The organism is Comamonas koreensis, assembly GCF_014076495.1.
Classification (GTDB): domain Bacteria; phylum Pseudomonadota; class Gammaproteobacteria; order Burkholderiales; family Burkholderiaceae_C; genus Comamonas; species Comamonas squillarum.
Genome location: NZ_CP043575.1, coordinates 3,411,827 through 3,435,396, shown reverse-complemented (window position 1 = coordinate 3,435,396; position 23,570 = coordinate 3,411,827). Strand labels below are relative to the sequence as shown.

Genomic DNA, 23,570 nt, shown 5'->3' with positions numbered 1-23,570 from the left:
ATGCCCAACCTGCTGCCCGTAGGTTTTGTTCCCAACATCAAGGCGTGCCCCAACGGTAATGCCTGCTTTTGCACCGGCGCGTGCCGAAATATTCAAACCAATTCCTGAGGCGGATGTAGCCGTGCGTACGCAAGGGCTCACCCCCTTGCACCGCTCCTGACCCACGCAACAGGGTTCACACGGCAGTTGAGAACGGTGCCAGATATTGATCTGTGCGCCCCAGCCAGGGGGCAACTATTCAAACCGAGCCAGCCGGTTGCTGGAGACTTTCCTGAGCGCGAACCATGACCCTGAAAATCCGAATCCAAGTCCCGAAGAACGGTGGCTCCTACGAGGCGAAAGTGGAGACAGCGATAACCGGCCAGATCTTGGAGCCTGGTGATGAGGTCGAGTTGTATGTCTACCCAGGCTCCGACATCCTCATCAAAGAGGTGCCTGCCGGGTCCAAGGCGCGACCTAGCGACCGATCACCGCACGAGGAGCGAATGCTACGCGAGCATTCCGATCTGCGAGACCGCCTGGACAAGTTGAATGCCTTTGTGTCGGACAACCCCATGTTCCAGAAGCTGACCGAAGCGGAGCAAGGTCGCATGAAGCGCCAGGCCCAGGCAATGACCGCGTACTGTGAAATTCTTGACGACCGGATCAAGCACCTTGAGGTGCGACAGTGAGTCGCCCCGGCATCGGCCATTGGGTCGCTTGCGCAATCGCCTTGCTCTGCGGCAATGTCATGGCCCAGGCCATCCCGGCTGCTGCCCTGCAGTACCGGGCCCAGCTCACGCGAGAGGCCCAGTTTCGCTTTGGCATCCCGGCTCCTGTGCCGGCCATCGCCGGCCAGATCCACCAGGAGAGTCTTTGGCGCGCACAAGCCGTATCACGGACCGGCGCTCTGGGGCTCATGCAATTCATGCCAGCAACGGCCAAGTGGGCCAATGAGGCGGCTGCTTGGGGTGCAGTTGAGCCTTTGAATCCCACATGGTCTATTCGCGCCGGGGTCTGGTATGACCGGTGGCTGTATGACCGCGTCAAGGGACACACAGAGTGCGATCGGTGGAACTTCGCACTGTCCAGCTACAACGGCGGCCTGGGGTGGACCAATCGGCGCAAGGCCCGTTCCCCCGATCCGCTGTCGTGGCAGGCAACCGGGTTCATCAACCCGGGGATCCTGGCATCCAACCAGCACGAGAACGAAACCTACTCGCCCAAGATCTTGCTGAAACACCAGCTCATTTACTCATCGTGGGGGCGGACCGTATGTCACTGATCGAAAAGATAGTCGGGTTGATTGTGGGCGCGGCCATCGTGTTCACTGCCGGCCTGGGCTTTGGCTACAAGTGGTCGGCTGCAGGCCACAAAGAGGCCGAAGTCATCACCAAGACCGTGGTGCAGACAGTCGAGAAGGTTGTCCCGGTCCTGGACAACGCTGCGCTGGACCAGGCCAAGGCTGCCACGCAAGCGGCCAAAGCGGAGGCCTCGGGCCTCAAGTCAATGCTCAACGCGGAGAAGGCGAACCATGCCACGACAAAACTTCTTGCAAGCCAGGCGCCAGTCGCTGCTGGTGCTGCCATGTGCCCTTCTGATCCTGTCATCTCTGACGGGCTGCGCGCAGCGCTCAACGCTAGTTTCGGCGCCACCGGTCGATGATCGGCTGATGCAGGAATGCCCTGGGCAGCTGGCCAACCCTCTGACTACGGGCGATTTGTACGATGTCACCGAGCGATTGGTGGAGGTAACGGGGAGCGCGAAGGAGTGTGCAGGCGAGAAGAAGGCATTGATCAACGCGGTACGCGCCCGGCAGGCTCTGCTGCCAAAAAGCCGCGAGTAGCCTGGACAAAAGCGCGGATGCGTGAGCTGCTGGTAGCCGCCCGCACGCGCACGAGTGCCCAAATATCGGCAGAGTGGGGAATATCACAGGCCTGGGTCAAGCAGCGGATCATCGCTGCGCAGTGGCTTGTAGAACACGGAAAGTTGAGGGTGGATTGATGGCGTTGACGCCCAGGCAGCAGCGGTTTGTGGACGAGTACCTTGTGGACCTCAACGGGACGCAGGCGGCCATTCGTGCCGGCTACTCGCCCAAGACGGCAAACGAGCAGGCGGCCCGTTTGTTAGCGCATGTTAGCGTTGCAGCTGCCGTGCAGGCTGCAAAGGACAAGCGGTCTGAGCGCACTGAGATCACCCAGGACATGGTGCTCAAGGAGCTGGCAAAGCTCGGTTTCGCCAACATGCACGACTACATGCGTATCGGGCACGACGGCGACCCGGTGCTGGACTTCTCCAGCCTGACCCGCGACCAGGCTGCCGCGCTCTCTGAGGTGACGGTCGAGGATTTTGTCGACGGGCGCGGCGAAGATGCCCGCGATGTGAAGCGCGTCAAGTTCAAGCTGGCGGACAAGCGCGCTGCTCTGGTGGACATCGGTAAGCACCTGGGCATGTTCAAGGAGCGCATCGAGGTCAAGCAGGTGACGGAGTTGGGAGACGATGAGCTCGACAAGCAAATCGCTGCGTACACCGCCGGCAAAGCCTGATCTGGCGGGGCTCACGCGCGAGCAGAAGGCCCAGCTGCTGGAGCTGCTGCAGGAGAAAGCCCGGCGCGAGGCCCGGCGCAAGCTGTTCACCTACTACCCCGACGAAGGCCCGCTACGGCGCGAGCTCTACCCCAAGCACTTGGAGTTCTTCGCGGCCGGGGCACAGTATCGTGAGCGCTGCTTTCTGGCGGCCAACCGGATCGGGAAGACCGAGGGCGCCGGCGGGTACGAGATGGCACTGCACCTGACCGGCCGCTATCCGCATTGGTGGGTGGGTCGGAGGTTCGACAAGCCGATCAAGGCCTGGGCGGCCGGCAAGACCAACGAAACCAGCCGGGACATTGTGCAGAACAAGCTGTTTGGCGACATCAAGTTCGACGGCGCGCGCAAGGGTGTCGCGGGCACCGGCCTGGTGCCGGGCGATGACATCGGGTCAATCTCATGGAAACAAGGCGTGCAGGACCTGATGGATACCGTGCAGGTCCGCCACATCACTGGCGGCTGGTCAAAGCTGGGCATCAAGTCCTTCCAGCAGGGGCGCGGCTCATTTGAGGGCACCGAGCAGGACGTGATCTGGCTAGATGAGGAGCCCCCGTACGACATCTACGGCGAGTGCCTTATCCGGACGGCCACCACCAATGGCCTCATCAACATCACGTTCACGCCACTGGAGGGCATGAGCGAGACGGTGCGATCCTTCCTGCCCAATGGCATCCCGGACATCTACAAGGACGACGATGCCTAGAGTGCCCGGCTCCGAATCCAAGTACCTGGTCATGGCCGGCTGGGATGATGTGCCCCACCTGAGCGCGCGCACCAAGGCCGAGCTGCTGGCATCCACGCCTCCGCACTTGCGCAAGGCCCGCTCCCGGGGTTATCCGGCGCTGGGCGACGGCCAGATCTTCGGCACCGACGAAGAGATCATCAAGGTCGCGCCGTTCAGCATCCCCGATCTGTGGCCGCGCATTGGCGCGATCGACTTCGGCTGGGACCACCCGACTGCCATGAGCTGGCTGGCCTGGGACCGCGACGAGAACATCGTCTACCTGTACGACACGCTCAGCGAGAGCAAGCAGACCCCGGCCCAGCTCGCCCCCAAGGCGCTACAGCGCGGCGACTGGATACCCTTTGCCTGGCCGCACGACGGCCTGCAGCACGGCAAGGACGGCGGCGCGCAGTTGTCGGAGCAGTATCGTGGCCATGGCCTGAACATGCTCCACGAGAACGCGAAGTTTCCAGAGGGGCACACGCTGGACGGGCAGACCCGGGTGAACCGAACGTCGGTGGAGGCCGGGCTGATGATGATGCTGGACGGCTTCAACGCGAACGATCCGGCGGAATACGCCCGGCAGCAGACCCTGTTGAAGGGGGAGAAGCCGCTGCGCATTCGCGTCTTCTCCACGCTCAGCGAGTGGTTCAACGAGTACAACATGTACCACCGCAAGGACGGGAAGATCGTGAAGGCGCACGACGACTTGCTGGACTCGACACGCTACGCGCTGATGATGCTGCGCTACGCCATCACCATCCCCAGCAAGGGCACGGGCCAGGTCATGCGCCGGCGTCGTGGATCGAGTTGGGTTTGACTGGTACGAGTTAGCCCCTGTCCTGAGAATCTGCGCAACTGCGACTATTTTTGACCAGGCCTTGCGCATGAACACTACCACCGCCGAATTCGGGACCGACCCGACCGACAACGTGAGCGATGTCGCCCCCGAGCTGGCGGACAAGCCCCTTGACCGCAGCATCATTGAGGGCTGGATGATGGAGCTGCCCCTGCAGCCGAGCGGGTGGCGCACCGAGGCCAATATCTGCTGCGACTTCTACGACAACCACCAGCTGTCCCAGGAAGATAAGGAGACGCTGCAGGACCGAGGTCAGCCCGAGGTCATCACCAACCTGATCCAGCCCACTGTCGACACGGTGCTGGGCATGGAGGTCAAGAGCCGGTCGGACTTCCGGGTGCGACCCGAGGACGATGACGTGTGCACCGATGACATGGCCGAGGGCCTGTCGCTGCTGGTCAAGCGTGACGAGACGGAGTCCGGACTGGATCGCGCCACCTCCGAGGCCTATGCAGCCGAGGTGAAGGCGGGGCTGGGGTGGGTCTACATCGGGCGCGAGCGCGATGGACTGGCCCAGAACGCCTACATGGCCCGCTACGTCCACCGCAGCGAGATCTACTGGGATTGGCGCAGCAAGGAGCCTGACCTGTCCGATGCGCGCTACCTGATCCGCCGCCGCTGGATCCTGCTCGATGACGCCATTGGCATGTTCCCCATGTTCGCTGAGCTGCTGCGCCAGTGCGGTACCAACTGGCAGGGCTACGATCCGTTGCTGGACAACGGCAACACGGGCCTCATCCAGCACTTCAACATCAGCCGTGACACCAGGCTGAGCGAGCACATGTACGTGAACCGCGCAGACAACAGCGTGCTGATCTCCGAGGTGTGGTATCGCAAGGCGGTGCAGGGCTACACGCTTCGGCTGCCCACCGGCACGGTTGTGGAGTGCGACTTCGACAACGTGGAGCACCAGCGCCTGATCGTTGAGGAGGGCGCCCAGGTCAAGCCGGCCGTGTTCCAGAAGGTCCGCCTGGCTTGGTACGTCGGCCCGCACATGCTGTACGACACTCCGAGCCCCTACAACCATCGCCTGTTCCCATATGTGCCTTTCTTCGGCAAGCGCGAGGATCTGTCGGGTGCGCCGTACGGGATCATCCGCGTGATGCTCTCGCCCCAGCGCGAAGTCAACGCCCGCAAGAGCAAGATGCTCTGGGCCATGAACAGCAAGCGGGTGATCGCCGACGCCGATGCGGTGGAGGACCATGAAGCTGCGGCCGCCGAGGTGTCTCGCCAGGACGCCTACATCATTCTCAAAAAGGGTCGAACCCCTGACTCGCAGTTCCAGGTGGACAGCGGCGCGGACATCTCCTCGCAGCAATTCCAGGCGCTGCAGGAGGCCAAGCAGAGCATCCCGGAGGCCTCGGGCGTGCACAAGGCGCTGATGGGCCAGAACTCCAGCGCGACTAGCGGCTTTGCGATCAACTCGCTGGTGGAGCAAGGCGTCAATGGCCTGGCTGACCTGAACGACAACTACCGCATCGCGCGCCGCATTGCTGGGCAAATGCTTTTTGAGATGCGCCTGCAGGACATGCTGGGCAAGGAGACGCGGGTCAAGATTGGGCAGGGCGCCAAGGCCAAGACGATTGTGTTCAACCGACGGGTAGTGGATCCAGCGACTGGGCAGACCGTCATTGAGAACGACACTACGCGCGTGCGCCCGGTGCTGGTTCTCGACGACGTGCCGGCTACACCGAGCTTCAAGATGCAGCAAATGCAGCAGATGACCGAGATGGTCAAGTCGCTGCCGCCGCAGATGCAGGCCGCTGTGGCCGACATCGTCTTTGAGCAGACGGACAGCCCGCGCAAATATGAGATCGCCGATCGCATCCGCTCGGTGGGAGGCGTCAAGACGCCCGAGCAGATGCAGGCCGATCAGCAGGCTGCTCAGCAGGCTCAGCAAATTCAGCAGGCGATGCAACAGGAGGCAGCTACGCTCAACATGGCGAAGATTGCAGCGGAGATCAATGCCAAGGAGGCCGACTCGGAGAAGACGCTGATGGAGGCCCGCAAGCTTGCGGTTGACCTCGCACGGGCCGTCCAGGAGCTGCAAGCCATGGCGCAAGGCATGGGAGTGCAACTGCCAGTCGTAGACACCACGCCACAGCCTGAAACAATTTACGCTCCGCGTGTCTTGCCAAGTGATTAAAGATCAATTTAATATTGAGTCTTGCTCGATTGATGGTGTTGCGGGTGGGCGCCGCAACTGGGGCTCTCCGTGTGATTTGTTGTGGAAACACTGCCGTATGTGAGCCATCTTTTGAGCATCCTGATTCTGCAATGTGGAGCAGTTGGTAGCTCAGCGGGTTCATACCCCGAAGGTCGCTGGTTCAAGTCCAGCCATTGCAACCAGACACGCGGCGAGTGGGTAAGTTCGTCACCTGCAGTTAGCGTTGATGGTCGTGAGGCAAGCAGTGATGCTGCCAAGAGGTTGAAGTAGGTGCGTGCTGGACGGCGGTTCGATTCCGCCCAGCTCCACAAGATATGTTTAGGCACAAAAGGTGTGTTTGATCTGCAGGTCGGACGCGGCGGGATTCTTGAACCTAACCTAGACATATCCTGTGGGGCTGACCTGGTTTAGACAGCGCGAGGACGCGGAGATTTACGACTCGGGCAAGCGGAGCCCGGCCGCAAGGCGAAACCAAGCAAACCAAGTAACTGCAAACGCTTTTGCTTCTTCGTCTGTAGCAGCTATTGCTGCCATCGCCAAGGCCTCCGCATCCTCCAAGGGTGCCGTGGCTGCCAACGGTGGCTTCGCAGTGGCAGCTTGATCGAGAGATCGGACGGCGCGTAGCCTGAGAACGTAGGAACAGCACAGGCCTTGAAGCCCCTTGCGAGGGGCATCAGGAAACGAACCTAGCCGGGAACGGCCACGCAGAGTGGTATCGGCCTACTGCACGGATCCCGCCGCCTGACCAGCGGCTTGTGAAGCGCGGCAAAACGGAGGTCACTAGGTTTGTTTCCTGATGGTCAAGCAGCAATGCAGGGTTGGGAGTGCCTGGCCGCCATCAACCGGAAGCATGCCCCGAAGGTCGGGAAACGGTCTTGAAAACCGTCGCCATCCGTGAAGAGCGGGTGAGGGTTCGATTCCTTGTGTTTCCGCCAATATGGGCCTGACGTTCAATGGATAGGACCTCCGGCTACGAACCGGACAATGAGAGCTCCGCCTCCAGTTTTTCGAGCTTCTCCGTAATCCCCCGGAAAACCCTTTGATCCATAGCCAAAGCAAGAGAAGCGATGAAGAACCTGATCGCTTGGCCGGTTTCTATTACAAAGTCTTTTGTGAAAACATCTAATATATTTCCATCTTTGTCCTTACCATTGCGACGAACGCAATCGTGGCGTAATAATACCGCTTTAAATAAGAAATCCTTATCGTCGATAAATTGGAAAATATCGATATCAAGAGCGATTTTGAATAAATCGCCTACGACTACCAGATTATGGTAGACGATTGAGCGTAGGTGATTTTGTAAGCTGCTAATCACAATGTCTGGATCTGCCGCGATCTCATTCAATGTGAATTTTTGCTCCCGAAGCCCTTTAAGCTCCTTTAGTAGCCTTCCTCTAGCGGTGGTGTCATCTGAAACCGCATTTAGCAGAGCATCACACAAAAACGCCTCCATGGCTGTAATGTAGTGAGAGAAAACCATACGGTTGATGAGCCCCGTTCCTTCGGCTGAGCCAGACGTATTCACTAGTACATTGGCTTCTGTGATTGACTCCTTGAAAATCTCATAAGGATCATTTGGAATATACGGATTTATCCAGTCGTCTGCGTCTTCTATGTCTGGTACATGCTCCAGTCCATACCGTAAATCATGAATAACCTCATGACCATTTACGTTTCTCGCTGTACTGTTTTCCACACCCACGGGGTATTCCCATATATCCCACGTCAACAGTCCTAATTCGGGATGCTCAAGTTGGGCCTGATAGTGAGTTGACGCACCCATAGGCCCCTCGTCGCCTCCTACTTGGCTCCAATCCAGTTCGTCAGCTTGAATGTCATAGATCAGGCCCGTTGTGTGATGACGGATTTGGGCGGCACCTTCGCAGTAGATCAGCATGTTGCTTCGATATGAGTGATGTGTACCTCAATGTAACCTAGATGGCCCGTGACCTATGCTAGCGCGTGTCTTGATAGAAGATCATTAGGGGGATCAATTATTCCAAAAAGCAACTTTTGATGCTCTTTTGAGCCGACCACGCGCCGGTTTTGATTTGCTCAATTTTCCCGATACGAGTAAGAAATTCTCAATAAATTTCGGTTCACTGGCCCAGTTGATACCCCGGACAGGGTTACGTCCTCAATGCAGGCCTATTCGCACCAGTGCGTTAAACGGAGAACCGAGAGTTATGGCAGATCCAATAGCAGACCAAATCCCTGAGAACCTGAGCCCTACAGACGCGCTTGCTCTGTACGAGAAGCTGTCGGCCGGCACCCCGGACGACGACGCGGCCCCGGGCACCTCGGGCACTGAGCCTGCAAAGGATTCATCTGCAGCCCCTGCAGAGGAAAAGAAACCCGAAGTCGTCCCAGGCGAGGGCGAAGGCGACGAGCACACCGCTGATGGCATTCAGTCCAAAAACGGCAAGCACGTTCTTCCCTTCACTGTCCTGGCTGGTGAGCGTGAACAACGTCAAGCGGCGCAGCGCGAGCGCGACGAGATCAACGCCAAGTACCAGCAAGCACAGACCGAGCTTGAACAGCTGCGCGCAAAGCAAAACAGTACCCCCGGTGATGCTGACACCGAGCGCGCAGCGGAGTTGATGGACAAAGCGGGCGACCTGACCGACGCAGAGCTGCTTGAGCTGAAAGAAGACTTCCCGACTGTCTACAAGGCGGTGGCCAAGCTGCAAAGCGTTGGCAAGAGCCTGGAGGAGCAGTTCGCCAACAAGGTCGACCCTATGCAGCAGGCGTATGCCAGTGCGCAGGAGCGGCAGGCCAACCAGCAGCGTGAAGCTGTGCAGGAGGCAATCGATACGGTGCCCAAGCTGGCCCATATCCAAGCCAATGATCCTGCCATGTTCGCCGTTGCGCAGCAGTTCGATGTACTGCTGGTGCAGCAAGCGGCATGGAAAGACAAGCCCATGGCGGAGCGGTTCGCCAAGGCTGTCGAGATGGCGGAGTCTTCGACGGGTAAGACCATTGACCTCGGTACTACCAAGGCAGGCGCGGCAGACCTCAAGGCAGCCGCTGTGGCAAAGGCAAAGGAGCAGCACTCCGAGATGCCCGCATCGCTGCAGCAGTTCCCAGCAGGCGCCGCGCCGAAAGAAACGGCAATCGACGAAATACAGAACCTGTCAGCAGCGCAGATCGCGCAAAAGCTGCAGAGCATGTCGCCAGCCGAACAGGCAGCGTATTTCGCAAAGTTGTGAATTGAGGTAAATCACTATGGCAGCAAATTCCATCCCAATCGGCAGCCCACTGGCTGCGAAAGTCTTCTCCGCAGGTCTGTTCACCAAGGTGCAGCAGGCTCCCGGCTTCCTGAACATGCTCTCGGGCCCAATGCCCAAGAACGCCGAATTTGGCAGCAAGGCTAAGGACCAGACCGCGCCTGGCTATCCAGTGGTTAAGGCCGGTGACCTGTCCAAGACTGCAGGTGACCGTGTCAGCATCGACCTGTTCAACCCTCTGCGCGGCAAGCCCGTGATGGGTGACACCCGCGTGCAGGGCAAGATGATGAAAACGTCGAGCTCCAGCATGGACATCTGGATCAACCAGACGCGCGCCGGTGCCGACAACGGCGGCAAGATGTCCCAGAAGCGCACCGTGCACAATTTGCGCGATGTGGTGATGACCGGCTTGACCGATTACATGGGCCGCCTGGAAGACCAGCGCACGCTGGTGCAGCTGGCCGGCGCCCGTGGCACCCAGAACCATTCCGACTGGGTTGTGCCGCAAGACTCTGACGAGGACTTCAACGGCATCATGGTCAATGATGTCCAGGCTCCAACCAAGAACCGCCAGTTCTATGCTGGTGACGCCACCAGCGTGGAAGAGCTGGCCACCACCGATGCGATGACCTTCACCGACATCGAGCGCGTTGGCTCGCAGATCCGTGAGTCCACTGTTCCCCTGCAGGGCATCAAGTACGAGAACGACGACAAGTACTGGAACTCGCCTCTGTACGTGTGGTTCGTGTCCGAGCGCCAGTTCCTGTACCTCAAGCAGCGCGGCACTACCTCGCAGTGGGCAAAGGCTGTGGCAGATGCCGTGGCTCGCAAGGTGCCTGGGGCAAAGCATCCGCTGTTCGACAACATGGAAACCATCATGTGGGGTGGCATGCTGATCGCTACGCTCAAGCGCTATGCCATCCGCTTTGACACGGGTTCCAAGGTGCAAGTGGACCAGGGCACCGGCGGCAAGTTCACGCCGGTGGAGAAGACTGCTGCAGTCCCCACTGACCGTTCGATCATCGTCGGCGCGCAGGCTTTGGGCCGGGCCTACGGTCGCAGCGGTGGCGAGAGCGCTTATTTCTACGACTGGTCGGAGGAGAAGACCGACCACGGCAACGTGATCGAGATCGTTGCGGGCGACATGGGTGGCACCGCCAAGATCCGCTTCGAGATCGACGGCGTGATGACCGACCACGGCTGCGCGGTGTTCGACTCCTACGCACCCGCCATCGAATCCGCCGAAGGCCGGGCTTTGCTCGCCTCGTAACGTGAGCCTGGCTCAATTCGTCAATCAATAACGGGAGGCGTTGCCTCCCAGAATCGAGATTAGATCATGGCAACTATCAATGCTCCTTCCCTGGATAGCGTGCAGTACGTGGGCGACCGTGGCCTGGCTGCTGAACATGGGTATATCACCCTGAACGCTGCAGCTGCGGGCACCAAGATCCGCCTGCTGGACTTCTCTGCCGGCACCAAGATCCACGACGCCAAGCTGGTGTATGGCGCCTTGGGCGCTGGCAGCAAGGTGTCGATCGGCATCGAGGCATTCGACGGCACCGCATTCGCGGAAGACGCCGCGATCCTGCTGGCCGCCACCGATACGGCCGCCGCCGGCGTAGCGCGCAGCGCCGCCGCCCCGGTGAAAAAGAAGGTCCGCTATTTCGTGACTGCAACCGTCACCGGTGCGGCCGCTACGGGCCGCCTGGACCTGACCGTTCTGCAGTCCCCTGAGGGCATCTAAGCCCAGCCCGTGAACGCCTGCACCGCCTCGCGTGGTGCGGGCTTTCTTGTAAGGAGCACACATGCCATCAATCGAATACATCGGCCGTAAGCCCTTCGTCACGGATCGCGTGGCGCACAGCGGCAAGACCTGGAAGGGTAAGGGCGCCGTCGCGGAAGTCTCAGACGCCCAAGCCACCGCGCTACTGCGCCACCCCAGCGAGTTCCGCCTGGTGGATGGCAGCGAGCCGCCCGCGAAGGACGCGCTGCAGGTCGCCGCCGAAAACAAGCCGCTGGAGAAGTTCACCGCCGGTGAGCTGCGCGAGTACGCCAAGCGCAAGTTCGACAAGGTCCTCAAGGGTAAGGCCACGGCCGACCTGCTGGACCAGGTGCGCGAACTGGAGGCCGAAGGCGCAGTCGTAGACCCGTCGATCAAAGCGGCAGACTGATATGGCCGCCTTCACCCTCGCTGACGCCGTAGACGATGTGCTGCCGCACCTGGCCGCCGACCCGTCCTCGCCCGTAACCGAGCTGGCTATCCGCAATGCGGCCATCGAATTCTGCAGCACTTCTGGCGTGTGGACATACACGCAAGAGGACGCCAGCTTGACTGCCGGCCAGCGCGCGGTGGAGCTCGAGCCGGACATGGGTGCAGCGGTGGTGAGGGTGCTGTCCGTGCGCTATCGCGGGAAAGCGCTGGCTCCGGCCAATCAGGGGAAATGGCTCGATGAGGTTGAGTACGGGGACCCCACTGGCGCACCGCGCTTCTGGGCACAGAACGACACCGAGCAGGTGCTACTGCATCCCGTGCCGGTCACCAGCCAGGCTGGCGTGCTGGAGATCGACTTGGCGCTGCAACCATCACGGGCGGCCACGACCATCCCGGGCTGGATCTGGGCCAAGTGGGGGGAGCGAATCGTTGATGGCGCCCTGGCGCGCCTGATGCTGATGCCCGGCAAACCTTGGTCCGCTCCCGATCTGGGCGCGCTGCACAGGCAGCTGTTCCACGGTGCAATGCATAACGCCCAAGCGGGCGCCATCACCAACCGCGCCCGCGCACCGCTGCGCACGCGCAGCAGGCATTGAGGAGCGTCAGCATGGGAACCATCGTGGCGCAGCGCCTCATCGACCAAGCATCGATCATTCTGCAGGATCAGAGCAACACGCGCTGGACCCAGCCAGAGCTGCTGGGTTGGCTCAACGAAGCGCAGACGCAGGTGGTCAATGCGGTACCGCAGGCCTACACGAAGACTGAGCCTCAGAAGCTGGCACAGGGGGTGTTGCAGCGCGCACCGGCTGGGGCCATCACAGTGCTGGACCTGGCCTACAACCTGGGTATCAATGGCGCGACGCCGGGGAAGCGCATTCGCGCCACCTCCCGCGACTACCTGGACCAGTCCCGCGCCAGGTGGCCCGCTGACAAGGCCCAGCTTGAAGTCGTGCACTTCATGCCTGATCCGCACATCCGTGAGCAGTTCTGGGTGTGGCCTGCAAACACCGGCGCCGGCTTCGTTCTGATGACATACAGCGCGGTCCCGCCAGACATCACGGCTGGCCAGCCCATTTCCATCCCTGACACGTACCGCGGCGCGCTCCTCAACTGGGTGTGCTTTCGCGCGCACAGCAAGGACACCGAAGCCGCCTCGGACTCGAAAGCGGGCAGTTTTTATCAAGCATTCGCGGCCGATGTCGGCCTGCAACAAGCAAAACCGGAGGCATAAAAGATGTCTGGATTTTCTACCTACGCCGCCAACGCAACTGCCAATTTCTGGTGCAAGGGCATCGCGATGCCTGGCGTGCCGGGGCGCTACCTGGCGCTGTTCAAGGCTGACCCCACCGATTCGTTCACGGCTGGCACTGAGGTGACCGGCAGCTGGTACACGCGCATCCAGGCGCCCACGTTCGCAACGGCGAACAACGGCAGCACATTCAACACTGAGCGCGCCGAGTTCGCGCCAGTGACGGGTGCGGCTGTCACGGTGACCCACATCGGTGTGGTGGATGCGCTCACAGGTGGAAACTTGATTTTCAGTGAAGCGCTGCCGGCTCCCAAACTGCTCAACATCAACGATGTGTACTTCATCGACTCTTCGCAGCTCAGCGGCGATTTGATGCTGAACTTCCTCTGATCGGTCGCGCACCAGGATGAACAGCGAGAGCATCAACGCCGCGCTGATAAACGAGCTGGTAGAAGACTCGATTCAGCGTGTCAGCACCACGTTCAATATGGCTGCAGTGTTGCGGCCAAATGGGCGGGTGCGAGCGCGCGCGCCGGTGGAGTTCACCGCCAGGGCCGAACTGATTTCGGTGTGGAAAACATTGGTTCGCAGCGGCCGGACCGTCATTGCGCCCACCGCGCAGCTCACCATCCTCGGGACCAATCGCTCGCGCACAAAGCTGACCTTCGCGCAACGGGTGCTGCTGGTGCCCCATGTGACGGTGTTTCCGAGGCGGAGCATCAGCCAGGGCAGGGTAGCGATTAGTCCTAGGGCGGACCTCACGCCGAACTTCAAGACTTACACCCCGCTGGGCCCGCTTGCCATCTCACCAGCTGTGGCACTGCGCCTGGCTGCGGTGCGCAGCTACGAGAGATTCCGCACCGTTGTGCCTTTCGCTATGCGGGTACGAGTAACCGTGTCTGGGGACACTATCAAGCAGATCCCGTACGACGAAGACGCGCCCGACATCCGTGTGATGTACGTGCCGTACCAAGACAGAGAAATGAAGGTGGGCTGATGGCAATCATTGGCAAATTCACGCAACAACCATCCGAGACCCTCGATTACGACATGGACTTCTCGGAGTTCTTGCCTATCGACGACACGATCACCTCGGCCACCGTGAAGGTGCAGAGCCTGGCTGATGGCTCGGAGGTGCCGTACTCGGGGTTTGGTCGCTCATTTGCTGTGCAGCACCAACGCGTGAAGGTGTGGTGCATCAAGCCTCTGGCGGGCCGCTACAAGATCACCGTTCTAGCCGTCACCGGCGACGGCCGTGAGAAAGAAAACGAGTTCACGATGACGGTTAAGGATGACTGAGATGGCCAAGCAGATCTTTATCAACAACTTTCAGTCTCAATTCACTGCGCCGGTCAAGTCAGCACCAACGACAGGAGATCCGGATAACGAGCTGGATTACGGCATCTTGCGCATCAGCTCGGGCGCTGCGGTGTATTTGGCCCCCTTGAATGATGGGAACTGGTACACCATCACCGGGTTTAAAAAGTCAGGCTCTGTTGAGAGCAACATCGAGATCATCAAAGTGCTGGCCGTGGATAGCTCGGTGGTGAACGAGCTGCGCATCTATGTGCAGCGAGGCCAAGAGGGGACGCAGGCGCAAAGCTACATGCCTGGCGACTATCTGGGTATGAGGGTAACCGCTCACGGACTGACGAACTTTGTGCAGGCGGCAGCAATGCAGTCAGGCCTCGATACCAAGGTTGACAAGGTCACCGGCAAGGGCCTGTCCACTCAGGACTACGCAACTGCGGATCGAGACAAGCTGGCAGGTATAGCCGTGGGTGCAACCGCAAACGCCAGTGATGCCCAACTGCGCGATCGCACGACGCACACCGGCACGCAGTCGATAGCAACAGTTGCTGGTTTGCAGGCGGCGCTCGACAGCAAGGTGGAAAAGGTCGCCGGTAAGGGCCTCAGTACCAACGACTATTCGACCGCTGAAGCAACGAAGCTTGGTGCCATTGCAGAGCAAGCCACAAAGAACGCGACCGACGCACAGCTGCGCGACCGTAGCACGCACACCGGAACGCAGGCTGTTGCCTCCATCGACAACTTGCAGTCCACACTGGATGCCAAGGTAGACGCGCAGGAGGGCAAAGGACTGTCCTCAAATGACTTCACAGCTGCAGAGAAGGCGAAGTTGGCCGGCATCTCCGGTGGCGCTACCGCCAATAGCAGTGATGCACAACTTCTGAATCGCGCTAACCACACCGGCATAACACCATTAAACGGGGGCGGAACAGGCTCCAACACAGCTGCGGGGGCACGTTCCAATCTTGGGCTTGGGTCTGCTGCGCTCGCTGCGCTTGTTGGTGTTGTGTCGCAATTGGCTGGAGTCCCCAACGGGGCGGTGATGCAGCGCGGCGTCAATGGCAATGGTGAATTTATTCGATTGGCCGACGGCACCCAGATCTGCTGGCGAGTCTCGGGCACCACTGGGATTGCAGTTGCAGCAGGCAGCGTCTTTGTAAATGGTGCGAGTTTTGGTCCATATTCCTGGCCCGCAGAATTCATTTCTCAGCCAACCGAGTGGCTCTTTGGTGCAAAGGTCGATGGCGCAGAGGGTCATAGCTGGGCTTGCGAGACCGCAAATCCAACTCCTACTCAGTCTGGAAAGATGCAGTTGTTCAGGGTCACCTCAGATACGGCGAATTACTTCGTAAGAATTCTTGCGATTGGACGGTGGTATTAATGAAAATCAATCTCTCCCCTCAGGTCCGCTCTGATGCACTGGAAGTGCTCAAGGATGCCGACAAGCTCACCATCAACGGCGAGCTGCTCGACTTCACTCAACTGCCCGAGGGTGGCGTTCTGCCGGCGGCTGCAGTGGATTGCGAGTTCATCATAGGCGATGTGCGCCGCCAGGGTGGCGAGTTGCAGCTGACTCTGCTGCTACCAATCGCCTGGGATGCGCCTGAAAGCTGCGCCTTCCCGCTGCCGATCCTGAACCCCGTAGATGGCCGCGTGCCACTGCCCACTGACGAGGTGCCCAATGCCTAATATCGACTGGGGCCAGCTCAAGACGGCCGAGCAGATTGCCGAAGACGACCGCCGTGCGCGCGTGCCTGCCGAGATCAGCCGCGCACAGGGCCGGGCGATCCTGGGGCTACAGGGCCTCACGCAGGGGGTGCTTGACTACATGGCCGGCATCACCGACGGGCAAGAGGCTATGTGGGCAGACTTGGCCTGGAACCACACCAGCACCTGGCGCCGCTTCGACTCTCCGTTTCTGACCAAGGCCGCTGCTGCGCTAGGTCTGAGCGACGATGCCCTGGACGAGATGTTCATTGCTGGCCAACAGATCACCATTTGAGGAGCGGCATGAACATCGCCAAACTTATTGCGCGCACCGGATTGCCCTCGGCGTTGCAACCCAGTGCGCTTGCCGCGCTGCAGGACGCAGAAAAACGAGCCCGTGGCTTGCTATGGGCGAAATGGAAAGTGCGTCTCTTCAAGGCCGGAAAGATCGCCAAGATGCTGACGTGGAAGAGCGAGCGCCTGATTGATGTGCGGCCCGATCTTCTGGATCAAGACATCGCCCCGATGGGAAACATCACAGCGCATGGGGACAACGCACCTTGGAACGACGCCACCCACCGGCCAGAGCCTGGGCAATGGCTCAGCGAGGACCCCGCCTCATGGGAGTACCAGCGCGCCGTCGAGGCATGCTATTGGAGCAAGGGCAACCACCCGCGTAGCACCAAGGCCCGTAAAGACTGGTATCGCCGCAATGCCGGTGAAGGCCTCGCCTACCGTCTTGGGATGCCGGTGGATGTGTCGGCCGGAGCGGACTCCGTGCAGGTCTGGCGAAATGCCGACGACACAATTCAGCTGCGCCGCTGCGGCGAAGCCTGGCAGCTCACAGCTTTCCGTCCATTGCTCGGCCGCTTCGGCCTTAATGTACGAGTTGGCTACGAAATAGACAATGTGTTTCGGGATGGTGTGCAGCAGTGGTATCCGATCCCCGGATTCGACTTGCGCGCACCTTTAACTTATTCCGTGCTGCCTGGGAGAGGGTAGAACAATGTCGCTCAAGTCCCTTCTCAATGAGAGCCGCGCTTTTGTAATCGGCCGTATTTCTGCTGGAGCCAACTATGCCATTGGAGGTTTTACCTTCACTGGTGGCGTAGCCAAAGCTGCAACGGATGCCGGGGTCGCGCCGACCTGGTTTTCGAGTCTTTCGGTGGATACCATGGGCATCATCATTGGCGCTATTTTTACGATCCTCACCGGCCTTGTGTCGGTGTGGGCAAAACGCAAGGACGTGGCATTTAAAGAGCGCGAGGAGAAGCGCCGCCATGCAGCCTGGGTGATGCAGCAGCTTCGCGACAACGGCGACGAGGCTATGACAAGGGAGTGGGGCAAGAACTGGCGCAAGGTGGCCTGGGAAGCCACCACCACCGGTCTCGCGCCACTGGAGTGAGCCATGGCCGGGTTCATCTTGAACAAGTTCACCGGCATCTACCCAAGGGTCCAGGAGTCACTGTTGCCCGAAACGGCCGCGACCTTGGCGGAGAATTGCGACTTCGCCTATGGTGAGCTCCGCAACATGAAGGGTGGCTTTCTCATCAACTCGATGAGCAACCAGCCTTCAAGCCTTTGGACTGAGGACGGACTCACTTTTTACTCTTGGCCAGGCGACGTCGATGCGGTGCGCTCCCCCATCGCCAACGACCAGTACAGGCGCCTGTATTACACCGGTGCAGACGGTGTAAGGGTGACGGATCGCGCGGGCACCAAGCCTACAGGCGGCGTGCCTGGTACATCCTTCAAGGTGGGCGTTCCGCGCCCCAAGACCGCGCCGCTGATCCCTGCCGGAGGGGGGCTGCAGATTCGCCGCGTCAATCGCGATAAGCACAGCATTGAGTACATCTTCCATTACGAGGATGCAAACGTAAAGTACCAAGAGGGCAACATCGCGGTAACGCCCACATTTGACGCGAGCGGGTATCTCACAAAAATCAGGTTCACGGCTCCAAAGAAGAAGGTCAAATCCACGGCCGCCGTGACTGGGAACCGCATCCCAGGCTTGCAGTATGCGGCCAACGGCTGGCCGATCTACTCCATCAACGACAACGCTGGTTTTCCAGAGCCCGGCCAGGGGCGCCTGCAGGCTTACTACCATACCAGCCCGTCCGATGTCTGGTACACGTTCACGGGCACTCACTGGGCGCCATGCGCAAAGCCTGAGCTGGAAAACGAAACATCGAACGAAACGCAGGTCCCAGCAGACCAGGCCACTCCAAATGACGCGTTTGAAGTGCTGCGCGTGGTCGCGAAGGACAAGACCAGCGGCGAGCTGTACCTCGACATCTATACCAGCAACTCCAGCTTTTACGTCGCGCAGCAGTACATCGATCTATCGCTGGCCAAGGTCGAAGACCACGACAACATGTTCGACGCTCAGCTGGTGGCCGGCGCAGAAGAAAAGGACATGGAGTCGCGCGCCTACGTCTACACATACGTCAACCAGTACAACGAGGAGGGCCCGCCCTCAGACCCGCTATCGCTGGACGCGACTCCAACCAGCGTGGTCGATATTGCGCTCACTCTGGACGACGTGAGCGGCTTTGTGCCGGTGACCGAAATCCGCGTGTACCGGACCGCTAGCGGCACCACCATTGCCAGCTACTACTATGTTGACAGTGTCTTCACCTCCGGAGCGACGGGGCCAAAGACGCTCAGCTTTCGGGATTCAAAGGCCGGCGCCGAGCTCAATGAGGAGTTGAGCTCTCTCTACAGCTACCCGCCATCGCAAGAGCTACGCAACCTCACGCTCCTGCCCAATGGGATTCTGATGGCCATGCGGGAGAACGAGGTTCATTTCTCGGAGGCGTACCGCCCCTGGGCCTGGAGCCCTGCAAATGTGAAGCCCTTGCGCAGCCAGGTAGTCGGCGCCTGCGCGGTGGGCACCGGCGCCATCGTGACGACGCGCACGCAGCCGTATTTGGTCGAGGGCATCTCGCCCGATGCCATGACTGTCAGCCAGCTCAACGTGGAGCAGGCCGGGGTCAATAAGTGGAGCATCATCAACGTGTCGGGGCGAGTTATATACGCGAGCCCGGACGGCTTGGTGACCATCACCGGTGCCACCGCTAGCCTGGCGGACTCGCAACTGTTTTTCACGCGCGAGGTGTGGCGCGCCAGGTTCACGAACGGCGACCTCAAGGCCTTGCGTTTCGGCATGAACGATGGCCGCCTGCTGGCATACACCCCTGACAACACGACCATACCTTTTGTCATCCGCTTCGACGAGGCGGGTGGCACTATGACCGACGTGCCCGGGTTCAAAGCCCAATGCACGTTTACGGGCCTGCTGGCTGACCAGCTCTACTACGTGGTTGGCGCCAAGGTGTACGCCTTCCACTCCGGCGACGAGCAGCAATGCCGCTGGGGCTCGCGGGAGATGGTTTTGACGCGCCCGCTCAATTTCGGGTATGCCCAGGTGGTGGCCTCGGGCAACTGGACGGTGAAGTTCTATGCTGATGATGTGCTACGGCACACCGAGTTGATTACCCGCAAGGTCTCGGACTTTAGGCTGCCAGCCGGCTTCATGGCCGACCGCTGGAAAATCGAGGTCTCGGGGCAGGGGCGCTTTCGCGAGCTGCGAGTGGCTGAGAAGGCGCGGGAGCTGGCTGGCCTATGATCAGTCCAAACAAACGGCACCAAGGGGTTCCAGCCATCAGCCAGACGGCCTTGAACGCCATTGCTGACCCCAATGTACGCAAGGTGCTGCAGGATATGGCCACTGGCCAGAACGTGCGCAATGGCACCACCGGTGAAGGTGACCAGCAGTTCGTCACGCGGGCAGATCTCAAGATCGCCGGAATCGACATTGCCTCGGCCACCGAGACCATGAAGAAGACGGGCACCTCAGCGCCCCAGGTGCTCAAGCCCTCGGACGTTCCCGGCCTCATCAACCAGGTGCAAAGCGATATTCGCAATTCCTTGCTCTGGAAGGAGCTGGGAGAACGCATCGAACTGATCAACATCGACGTCAGCAAGAACGGGGTTAACTTCTTCCAGGAGCGGCAGGAGCGCGTGAGCGCGGACAACGCGATCATTGTCCGTACCGAGCAGCAGTACGCAGTCATCAACGGCAACTACGCATTGTTGCAGCAGAAATACACCACCATGGCGAGCAATGTGGCCGCCTATGCGCAGTCGTTGATCGACTTGCAGGTGAAGGTCGGCAACAACACTGCGCTCATTCAGCAGGAGACGGCCGCCCGCGCGACTGTTGATGGGCAGATGATGGCCAAGTACACCATCAAGGTGGACTTGAACGGGCATGTGTCTGGCTTCGGGCTGATGAGCGAGGCGAACAACGGGGCGACGGTCTCGACGTTCATTGTGCGCGCGGACAGGTTCGCCATCGGATCGCCAAACAACGGCAACGCCGTTCCGTTCGTGGTCTACACCACCCCCAGAACGCTGAACGGGAAAGTCGCGCCCGCAGGCGTCTATATCGAAGATGGCGTCATCGCGAATGGCACGATTACCACGGCGATGATCGGGCTCGCCCAGGTTGACACGCTCTTGATTCAGGGAAATGCCGTCACCGTGCCCATGTTCAGCTCCAACCCCTCGGGGCGTTCGGGGGCCGGTTTTGGTGTTTGGTTCGATGTCGTGACCCTGAACATCACGATGGACTACCCCGGCTGGGTGTATGTACACGCCTCGGCCCTCATTACCTACGGCTCAGGTTTCCGGAAAACAGGAACGAGGCTTCTTGTCAACGGCGGGTCGGTGGCGGGCTACGAGGTTGACACCGGCTACATCACGGTTTCGCACGCCTACGCGTTTTATGCGAATGCGGGATCGACCACCAGGCTAACCCTGCAATTTGAGGGCGACACGCCCAGTGCCATCAATAATGCCATGCTCTTTGCCATAGGGGCCAAACGATGAACAGCGCGATGCACTACGCCCACGACGGCGTCTATCTATTGGCCTTTGGCACCGTTGGTTGCGCCGTGTTTCCGGAAGGAGCCATCGTCGAGAACGGAGAGCCGCCCGGCTGGCCGATTGGCGCCTGCCCATCCGCGCGCCACCGGTGGAACATCTTGACCTGCACCTGGGATGAAATGCCGTTGTCTGTCGAGGAGGCCTGGGCGCAAGCTCGGTTCAAACGTGATGAGTTGCTGGCTGCTTGCGATTGGCGCGCGTCAGCAGCTGCGGAATCGGGTATTCCTCTCGCCGCTGAGTGGCGAGCGTACAGGCAGGCGCTGCGCGACATCACCGCGCAGCCGGACCCAGCTGCACTGGTGTGGCCAGAGGCGCCACACGAGTAGCGGAGGATGGATAGCATGCAGCCCATGACCTCAGAGATCGCACACACGCCTGATCCCACCATGCGCTCAAAGCTAATGCGCCTGCAGGAAGCGATGCTTGCCGACAAAGACAGCCAGGTAGAGCTTCATACCGAGCATCATTTTGCGCACCGGATCTATGCGCGGGAGATGAGGGTTCCGGCCGGGGTCGTCGTCGTGGGTAAGATCCACAAGCACAAGACGCTGAACATCTTGCTCAGCGGAGATATGTCAGTGCTGACCGAAACCGGGTTGAAGCGCATCAAGCCGGGCGAGGTGGTGGAGGCCTTCCCGGGGATCAAACGGGCAGGATACGCGCACACCGAAAGTCGCTGGTTGACTATCCACGGAACAGACAACACCGACCTGGTGGCGATCGAGGCTGAGTGCGTTGCTCAGTCCTATGAGGAATACGACGAATTCGCGCAGTTGGAAGCTGTGCAGGAGGTAAGACCATGTCTTGGGGAATCGTAGCGAGTGCAGGTGCAACAATTGTCGGCGGCATGCTCGCCGATGATGGCAGCTCAGGCAAGGCCAATGCCGCATCGGCCCGGCTGAACCAGTTCGGCTCCGGACTGGCAGACCTCTACGAGCAGACCTACATTCCGCTGAATCAGGCGGTCGTCGGCGATGCGATGAATTACGACAGCGCTGAGAACTATGCGCGCGCGGCAGGCGATGCGGCGGCTACGAATGCCACCGAGTTTGCCAAGGCACAGTCTCGGCTGACCCGGACCCCGGGCATGGATCCCAGCAGCGGCGCATATCAGGCCGGCATGGTGGGGCTCAACCTGGCGCAGGCCGCCAATGGCGCAGTTACCCAGAATGCCGCCCGCAAGGGAGTGCAAGACACGGCTTGGTCCCGGAAGACTCAGGCGCTGGGGCTGGGCAATAACCTGGCGGGTGTTGCGAGCAGCTCACTTGGTAGCGGTTACAACGCGGCCGCCAGCCAGGCGCAGGCCAATCAGCAAGAGAGCTCGGGAATGGGCAATCTCCTGGGCAGTGTTGTTGGTGCATTCTTTTAAGCGAGGCGACCATGGGATTTAATGCATTGGCGGGGCTCGCCGCCTTGAAGGGGTTCCGCGAGTCTCAGCAGTTCCAATCGGACCTGGCTGCGCGCAAGGCCAGGAACCAGTACATCGTCGACACCACCCCAGGTTTGGCTACGCTCGCCAACGCTCGCACTGATTCTGAGCTCGGAGACCTTGGTGACAAGGAGGATCTGCGCCCCCTGCGGCAGGAGAACAGCCGGATAGCGGCCGAGGGGGAGGGGGAGCGCGGGCGTCTGGGCCTCGCTCAGGCCAAGGCGGCCACAGCGCGCAGCCCCGTGGTGGAGCAGACCAATGATCTCAATGCCGGTCTCAGCCTGGCGCAGGCTCAATCCAATCAAGCAAACCGACCAACGTATGACCTGATCGACGCCTCTAAGGCTCGCACCGGCCTCACGGTGCAACAGGGCTTGGAGAAAACAGCCCCTCTCAACAACAATGCCAATCTGGGCAAGGCGGCTGCAGGCGCCTCTGCGGGCGGCTTGCAAGCGCTGCAGGGCGTTGTGCAGGCCTTGAACAGCGGGGATTCCACATTGCTCGGACGCTCAGTGGCCGATGCGCATTCGGCGCTCTCAGGCACGCCACTGCGCGAAGACGTGGCCGGCGCCAGAATGATCGATGTGAATGGGCAAAAGGCGCTGGCGGTCGTGGATTCCTCGGGCCAGATCATCGCGGACATCCCGCCGATGCCCGCCAGTACCCTGACGCAATTGCAGCAACAGTTGAACCTGGGCAAGAAGTCCGAGCTCAAGTCGGTAGCGCCAGGGGCCACCTTGGTGCGCACCGGCGCAGACGGCGTGCCGCGCCCGGTCTTCACGGCGCCTGAGTCTCAGGCCAAGGTCGCCGGGGCGAAGATGGGGCCGCTGCAGCGCGATGCGGAATACATTGCGGGCGTTCAAGGCATACCCGTTTCCCGGGCCATTGACCAGATCCAGCAGGGCAAGAGCATGAGTCGCCAGGACTTCATTGCTCGCAACCTGGCAGATCGTGCAAAGGCTGATTTGACCGGCCGATTCAAGCCTACGCAAGCGGATGTAGCTGCAGCCAGTGAGCTGTATGACCAGATCCAGACTGCAGGCAGTGGCAAGATGCCCCCGGCCGCGCAGCCTGCCGCTGGTGGTGGTACGAGTAAGCCAGCCCAACCTACTATGGCCCCGACAAATGCCGACCTTCGGCGATTGATGGGACTCCCTTAGTAGGT

General features: G+C 60.4%; 29 protein-coding genes and 2 tRNA genes. 30 read left to right on the top strand and 1 reads right to left on the bottom strand.

Annotated elements, in window-relative coordinates; translation table 11 throughout:
• Window positions 1-284 precede the first annotated feature (284 nt).
• From F0Q04_RS15530 to F0Q04_RS15490, 10 genes are all read left to right on the top strand, one after another.
• Entirely contained in the window at window positions 285-671 is a 387-nt protein-coding gene (locus F0Q04_RS15530; RefSeq protein ID WP_182341926.1) for a crAss001_48 related protein, read from the top strand.
• Window positions 668-1,264 carry a transglycosylase SLT domain-containing protein gene (locus F0Q04_RS15525; RefSeq protein WP_182341923.1) on the top strand — a complete coding sequence of 199 codons (597 nt, stop codon included), beginning with the start codon at window positions 668-670 and terminating at the stop codon, window positions 1,262-1,264. The genes F0Q04_RS15530 and F0Q04_RS15525 overlap by 4 nt, the downstream gene beginning before the upstream one ends.
• On the top strand, window positions 1,255-1,644 hold the full coding sequence (locus tag F0Q04_RS15520) for a hypothetical protein (protein ID WP_182341919.1): 390 nt from the start codon (window positions 1,255-1,257) through the stop codon (window positions 1,642-1,644). The genes F0Q04_RS15525 and F0Q04_RS15520 overlap by 10 nt, the downstream gene beginning before the upstream one ends.
• Entirely contained in the window at window positions 1,559-1,825 is a 267-nt protein-coding gene (lysC, locus tag F0Q04_RS24340; RefSeq protein WP_420093985.1) for an Rz1-like lysis system protein LysC, read from the top strand. Before F0Q04_RS15520 ends, lysC begins: the two co-directional genes overlap by 86 nt.
• A gap of 157 nt (window positions 1,826-1,982) precedes the next feature.
• Complete coding sequence (locus tag F0Q04_RS15515) at window positions 1,983-2,525, top strand: terminase small subunit (protein ID WP_182341916.1); 543 nt, start codon at window positions 1,983-1,985, stop codon at window positions 2,523-2,525.
• Window positions 2,479-3,270: a terminase large subunit domain-containing protein gene (locus F0Q04_RS15510; protein WP_182341913.1), complete on the top strand. Its 792-nt coding sequence runs from the start codon at window positions 2,479-2,481 to the stop codon at window positions 3,268-3,270. The genes F0Q04_RS15515 and F0Q04_RS15510 overlap by 47 nt, the downstream gene beginning before the upstream one ends.
• Window positions 3,263-4,111 (top strand): terminase, encoded by an 849-nt coding sequence (locus tag F0Q04_RS15505; protein ID WP_198424326.1) that lies wholly within the window; start codon window positions 3,263-3,265, stop codon window positions 4,109-4,111. The genes F0Q04_RS15510 and F0Q04_RS15505 overlap by 8 nt, the downstream gene beginning before the upstream one ends.
• A 67-nt stretch (window positions 4,112-4,178) precedes the next feature.
• Window positions 4,179-6,296: a hypothetical protein gene (locus F0Q04_RS15500; RefSeq protein WP_182341910.1), complete on the top strand. Its 2,118-nt coding sequence runs from the start codon at window positions 4,179-4,181 to the stop codon at window positions 6,294-6,296.
• Window positions 6,297-6,423: 127 nt separating this feature from the next.
• Window positions 6,424-6,499, top strand: a tRNA-Met gene (locus tag F0Q04_RS15495).
• A 662-nt stretch (window positions 6,500-7,161) separates the two neighbouring features.
• Window positions 7,162-7,252: transfer RNA gene (locus F0Q04_RS15490), tRNA-Ser, on the top strand.
• 35 nt (window positions 7,253-7,287) lie between these two features.
• On the opposite strand, the gene F0Q04_RS15485 is transcribed toward F0Q04_RS15490, so the two are convergent.
• On the bottom strand, window positions 7,288-8,217 hold the full coding sequence (locus F0Q04_RS15485; protein ID WP_182341907.1) for a hypothetical protein: 930 nt from the start codon (window positions 8,215-8,217) through the stop codon (window positions 7,288-7,290).
• Window positions 8,218-8,506: 289 nt separating this feature from the next.
• Between F0Q04_RS15485 and F0Q04_RS15480 the strand changes: the two genes are divergently transcribed.
• The 20 genes from F0Q04_RS15480 (at window position 8,507) to F0Q04_RS15385 (ending at window position 23,565) form a co-directional block, all read left to right on the top strand.
• Window positions 8,507-9,529 (top strand): hypothetical protein, encoded by a 1,023-nt coding sequence (locus F0Q04_RS15480; RefSeq protein WP_182341904.1) that lies wholly within the window; start codon window positions 8,507-8,509, stop codon window positions 9,527-9,529.
• Window positions 9,530-9,545: 16 nt separating this feature from the next.
• The gene (locus F0Q04_RS15475) at window positions 9,546-10,817 is read left to right on the top strand and encodes a N4-gp56 family major capsid protein (RefSeq protein ID WP_182341901.1); all 1,272 of its coding nucleotides are present in this window, start codon (window positions 9,546-9,548) and stop codon (window positions 10,815-10,817) included.
• 66 nt (window positions 10,818-10,883) lie between these two features.
• On the top strand, window positions 10,884-11,291 hold the full coding sequence (locus F0Q04_RS15470) for a hypothetical protein (protein WP_182341899.1): 408 nt from the start codon (window positions 10,884-10,886) through the stop codon (window positions 11,289-11,291).
• A 61-nt stretch (window positions 11,292-11,352) separates the two neighbouring features.
• Complete coding sequence (locus F0Q04_RS15465; RefSeq protein ID WP_182341895.1) at window positions 11,353-11,718, top strand: hypothetical protein; 366 nt, start codon at window positions 11,353-11,355, stop codon at window positions 11,716-11,718.
• Between the two features lies 1 nt (window position 11,719).
• Window positions 11,720-12,355 carry a hypothetical protein gene (locus tag F0Q04_RS15460; RefSeq protein WP_182341893.1) on the top strand — a complete coding sequence of 212 codons (636 nt, stop codon included), beginning with the start codon at window positions 11,720-11,722 and terminating at the stop codon, window positions 12,353-12,355.
• 11 nt (window positions 12,356-12,366) lie between these two features.
• The gene (locus F0Q04_RS15455; protein ID WP_182341890.1) at window positions 12,367-12,990 is read left to right on the top strand and encodes a DUF6682 family protein; all 624 of its coding nucleotides are present in this window, start codon (window positions 12,367-12,369) and stop codon (window positions 12,988-12,990) included.
• Between the two features lie 3 nt (window positions 12,991-12,993).
• Window positions 12,994-13,398 carry a phage tail fiber protein gene (locus tag F0Q04_RS15450; protein WP_182341887.1) on the top strand — a complete coding sequence of 135 codons (405 nt, stop codon included), beginning with the start codon at window positions 12,994-12,996 and terminating at the stop codon, window positions 13,396-13,398.
• 16 nt (window positions 13,399-13,414) lie between these two features.
• Entirely contained in the window at window positions 13,415-14,005 is a 591-nt protein-coding gene (locus F0Q04_RS15445) for a hypothetical protein (protein ID WP_182341884.1), read from the top strand.
• A complete protein-coding gene (locus tag F0Q04_RS15440) occupies window positions 14,005-14,307 on the top strand; it encodes a hypothetical protein (RefSeq protein WP_182341882.1) in 303 nt (100 codons plus the stop codon). Before F0Q04_RS15445 ends, F0Q04_RS15440 begins: the two co-directional genes overlap by 1 nt.
• A 1-nt stretch (window position 14,308) precedes the next feature.
• A complete protein-coding gene (locus F0Q04_RS15435; RefSeq protein WP_182341880.1) occupies window positions 14,309-15,700 on the top strand; it encodes a hypothetical protein in 1,392 nt (463 codons plus the stop codon).
• Window positions 15,700-16,008 carry a hypothetical protein gene (locus F0Q04_RS15430; protein ID WP_182341878.1) on the top strand — a complete coding sequence of 103 codons (309 nt, stop codon included), beginning with the start codon at window positions 15,700-15,702 and terminating at the stop codon, window positions 16,006-16,008. The genes F0Q04_RS15435 and F0Q04_RS15430 overlap by 1 nt, the downstream gene beginning before the upstream one ends.
• The gene (locus tag F0Q04_RS15425) at window positions 16,001-16,321 is read left to right on the top strand and encodes a hypothetical protein (protein WP_182341876.1); all 321 of its coding nucleotides are present in this window, start codon (window positions 16,001-16,003) and stop codon (window positions 16,319-16,321) included. The genes F0Q04_RS15430 and F0Q04_RS15425 overlap by 8 nt, the downstream gene beginning before the upstream one ends.
• A gap of 8 nt (window positions 16,322-16,329) precedes the next feature.
• Window positions 16,330-17,028 carry a hypothetical protein gene (locus F0Q04_RS15420; RefSeq protein WP_182341874.1) on the top strand — a complete coding sequence of 233 codons (699 nt, stop codon included), beginning with the start codon at window positions 16,330-16,332 and terminating at the stop codon, window positions 17,026-17,028.
• Window positions 17,029-17,032: 4 nt separating this feature from the next.
• Window positions 17,033-17,431: a hypothetical protein gene (locus F0Q04_RS15415; protein ID WP_182341872.1), complete on the top strand. Its 399-nt coding sequence runs from the start codon at window positions 17,033-17,035 to the stop codon at window positions 17,429-17,431.
• Between the two features lie 3 nt (window positions 17,432-17,434).
• Complete coding sequence (locus tag F0Q04_RS15410; RefSeq protein WP_182341870.1) at window positions 17,435-19,654, top strand: hypothetical protein; 2,220 nt, start codon at window positions 17,435-17,437, stop codon at window positions 19,652-19,654.
• Window positions 19,651-20,919, top strand: coding sequence for a phage tail tip fiber protein (locus F0Q04_RS15405; RefSeq protein ID WP_182341868.1), 1,269 nt, complete (start codon window positions 19,651-19,653; stop codon window positions 20,917-20,919). Before F0Q04_RS15410 ends, F0Q04_RS15405 begins: the two co-directional genes overlap by 4 nt.
• On the top strand, window positions 20,916-21,302 hold the full coding sequence (locus F0Q04_RS15400; RefSeq protein WP_182341866.1) for a tail fiber assembly protein: 387 nt from the start codon (window positions 20,916-20,918) through the stop codon (window positions 21,300-21,302). The genes F0Q04_RS15405 and F0Q04_RS15400 overlap by 4 nt, the downstream gene beginning before the upstream one ends.
• 15 nt (window positions 21,303-21,317) lie before the next feature.
• The gene (locus F0Q04_RS15395; RefSeq protein ID WP_182341864.1) at window positions 21,318-21,794 is read left to right on the top strand and encodes a hypothetical protein; all 477 of its coding nucleotides are present in this window, start codon (window positions 21,318-21,320) and stop codon (window positions 21,792-21,794) included.
• A complete protein-coding gene (locus tag F0Q04_RS15390) occupies window positions 21,776-22,345 on the top strand; it encodes a hypothetical protein (protein WP_182341861.1) in 570 nt (189 codons plus the stop codon). Before F0Q04_RS15395 ends, F0Q04_RS15390 begins: the two co-directional genes overlap by 19 nt.
• 11 nt (window positions 22,346-22,356) lie before the next feature.
• Window positions 22,357-23,565 carry a hypothetical protein gene (locus tag F0Q04_RS15385; RefSeq protein WP_182341858.1) on the top strand — a complete coding sequence of 403 codons (1,209 nt, stop codon included), beginning with the start codon at window positions 22,357-22,359 and terminating at the stop codon, window positions 23,563-23,565.
• The last annotated feature ends 5 nt before the right edge of the window (window positions 23,566-23,570 follow it).

Excerpts from the sequence above, each read along its gene's own strand:
- F0Q04_RS15390 (WP_182341861.1), top strand. The coding sequence starts at position 21,776 with ATGTCTTGGGGAATCGTAGCGAGTGCAGGTGCAACAATTGTCGGCGGC.
- F0Q04_RS15460 (WP_182341893.1), top strand. The coding sequence starts at position 11,720 with ATGGCCGCCTTCACCCTCGCTGACGCCGTAGACGATGTGCTGCCGCAC.
- F0Q04_RS15420 (WP_182341874.1), top strand. The coding sequence starts at position 16,330 with ATGAACATCGCCAAACTTATTGCGCGCACCGGATTGCCCTCGGCGTTG.
- F0Q04_RS15410 (WP_182341870.1), top strand. The coding sequence starts at position 17,435 with ATGGCCGGGTTCATCTTGAACAAGTTCACCGGCATCTACCCAAGGGTC.
- F0Q04_RS15455 (WP_182341890.1), top strand. The coding sequence starts at position 12,367 with ATGGGAACCATCGTGGCGCAGCGCCTCATCGACCAAGCATCGATCATT.
- F0Q04_RS15415 (WP_182341872.1), top strand. The coding sequence starts at position 17,033 with ATGTCGCTCAAGTCCCTTCTCAATGAGAGCCGCGCTTTTGTAATCGGC.
- F0Q04_RS15395 (WP_182341864.1), top strand. The coding sequence starts at position 21,318 with ATGCAGCCCATGACCTCAGAGATCGCACACACGCCTGATCCCACCATG.
- F0Q04_RS15400 (WP_182341866.1), top strand. The coding sequence starts at position 20,916 with ATGAACAGCGCGATGCACTACGCCCACGACGGCGTCTATCTATTGGCC.
- F0Q04_RS15510 (WP_182341913.1), top strand. The coding sequence starts at position 2,479 with ATGAGCTCGACAAGCAAATCGCTGCGTACACCGCCGGCAAAGCCTGAT.
- F0Q04_RS15515 (WP_182341916.1), top strand. The coding sequence starts at position 1,983 with ATGGCGTTGACGCCCAGGCAGCAGCGGTTTGTGGACGAGTACCTTGTG.
- F0Q04_RS15520 (WP_182341919.1), top strand. The coding sequence starts at position 1,255 with ATGTCACTGATCGAAAAGATAGTCGGGTTGATTGTGGGCGCGGCCATC.
- F0Q04_RS15505 (WP_198424326.1), top strand. The coding sequence starts at position 3,263 with ATGCCTAGAGTGCCCGGCTCCGAATCCAAGTACCTGGTCATGGCCGGC.
- F0Q04_RS15385 (WP_182341858.1), top strand. The coding sequence starts at position 22,357 with ATGGGATTTAATGCATTGGCGGGGCTCGCCGCCTTGAAGGGGTTCCGC.
- F0Q04_RS15405 (WP_182341868.1), top strand. The coding sequence starts at position 19,651 with ATGATCAGTCCAAACAAACGGCACCAAGGGGTTCCAGCCATCAGCCAG.
- F0Q04_RS15475 (WP_182341901.1), top strand. The coding sequence starts at position 9,546 with ATGGCAGCAAATTCCATCCCAATCGGCAGCCCACTGGCTGCGAAAGTC.
- F0Q04_RS15440 (WP_182341882.1), top strand. The coding sequence starts at position 14,005 with ATGGCAATCATTGGCAAATTCACGCAACAACCATCCGAGACCCTCGAT.
- F0Q04_RS15425 (WP_182341876.1), top strand. The coding sequence starts at position 16,001 with ATGCCTAATATCGACTGGGGCCAGCTCAAGACGGCCGAGCAGATTGCC.
- F0Q04_RS15445 (WP_182341884.1), top strand. The coding sequence starts at position 13,415 with ATGAACAGCGAGAGCATCAACGCCGCGCTGATAAACGAGCTGGTAGAA.
- F0Q04_RS15470 (WP_182341899.1), top strand. The coding sequence starts at position 10,884 with ATGGCAACTATCAATGCTCCTTCCCTGGATAGCGTGCAGTACGTGGGC.
- F0Q04_RS15530 (WP_182341926.1), top strand. The coding sequence starts at position 285 with ATGACCCTGAAAATCCGAATCCAAGTCCCGAAGAACGGTGGCTCCTAC.
- F0Q04_RS15485 (WP_182341907.1), bottom strand. The coding sequence starts at position 8,217 with ATGCTGATCTACTGCGAAGGTGCCGCCCAAATCCGTCATCACACAACG.
- F0Q04_RS15500 (WP_182341910.1), top strand. The coding sequence starts at position 4,179 with ATGAACACTACCACCGCCGAATTCGGGACCGACCCGACCGACAACGTG.
- F0Q04_RS15430 (WP_182341878.1), top strand. The coding sequence starts at position 15,700 with ATGAAAATCAATCTCTCCCCTCAGGTCCGCTCTGATGCACTGGAAGTG.
- F0Q04_RS15450 (WP_182341887.1), top strand. The coding sequence starts at position 12,994 with ATGTCTGGATTTTCTACCTACGCCGCCAACGCAACTGCCAATTTCTGG.
- F0Q04_RS15480 (WP_182341904.1), top strand. The coding sequence starts at position 8,507 with ATGGCAGATCCAATAGCAGACCAAATCCCTGAGAACCTGAGCCCTACA.
- F0Q04_RS15465 (WP_182341895.1), top strand. The coding sequence starts at position 11,353 with ATGCCATCAATCGAATACATCGGCCGTAAGCCCTTCGTCACGGATCGC.
- F0Q04_RS15435 (WP_182341880.1), top strand. The coding sequence starts at position 14,309 with ATGGCCAAGCAGATCTTTATCAACAACTTTCAGTCTCAATTCACTGCG.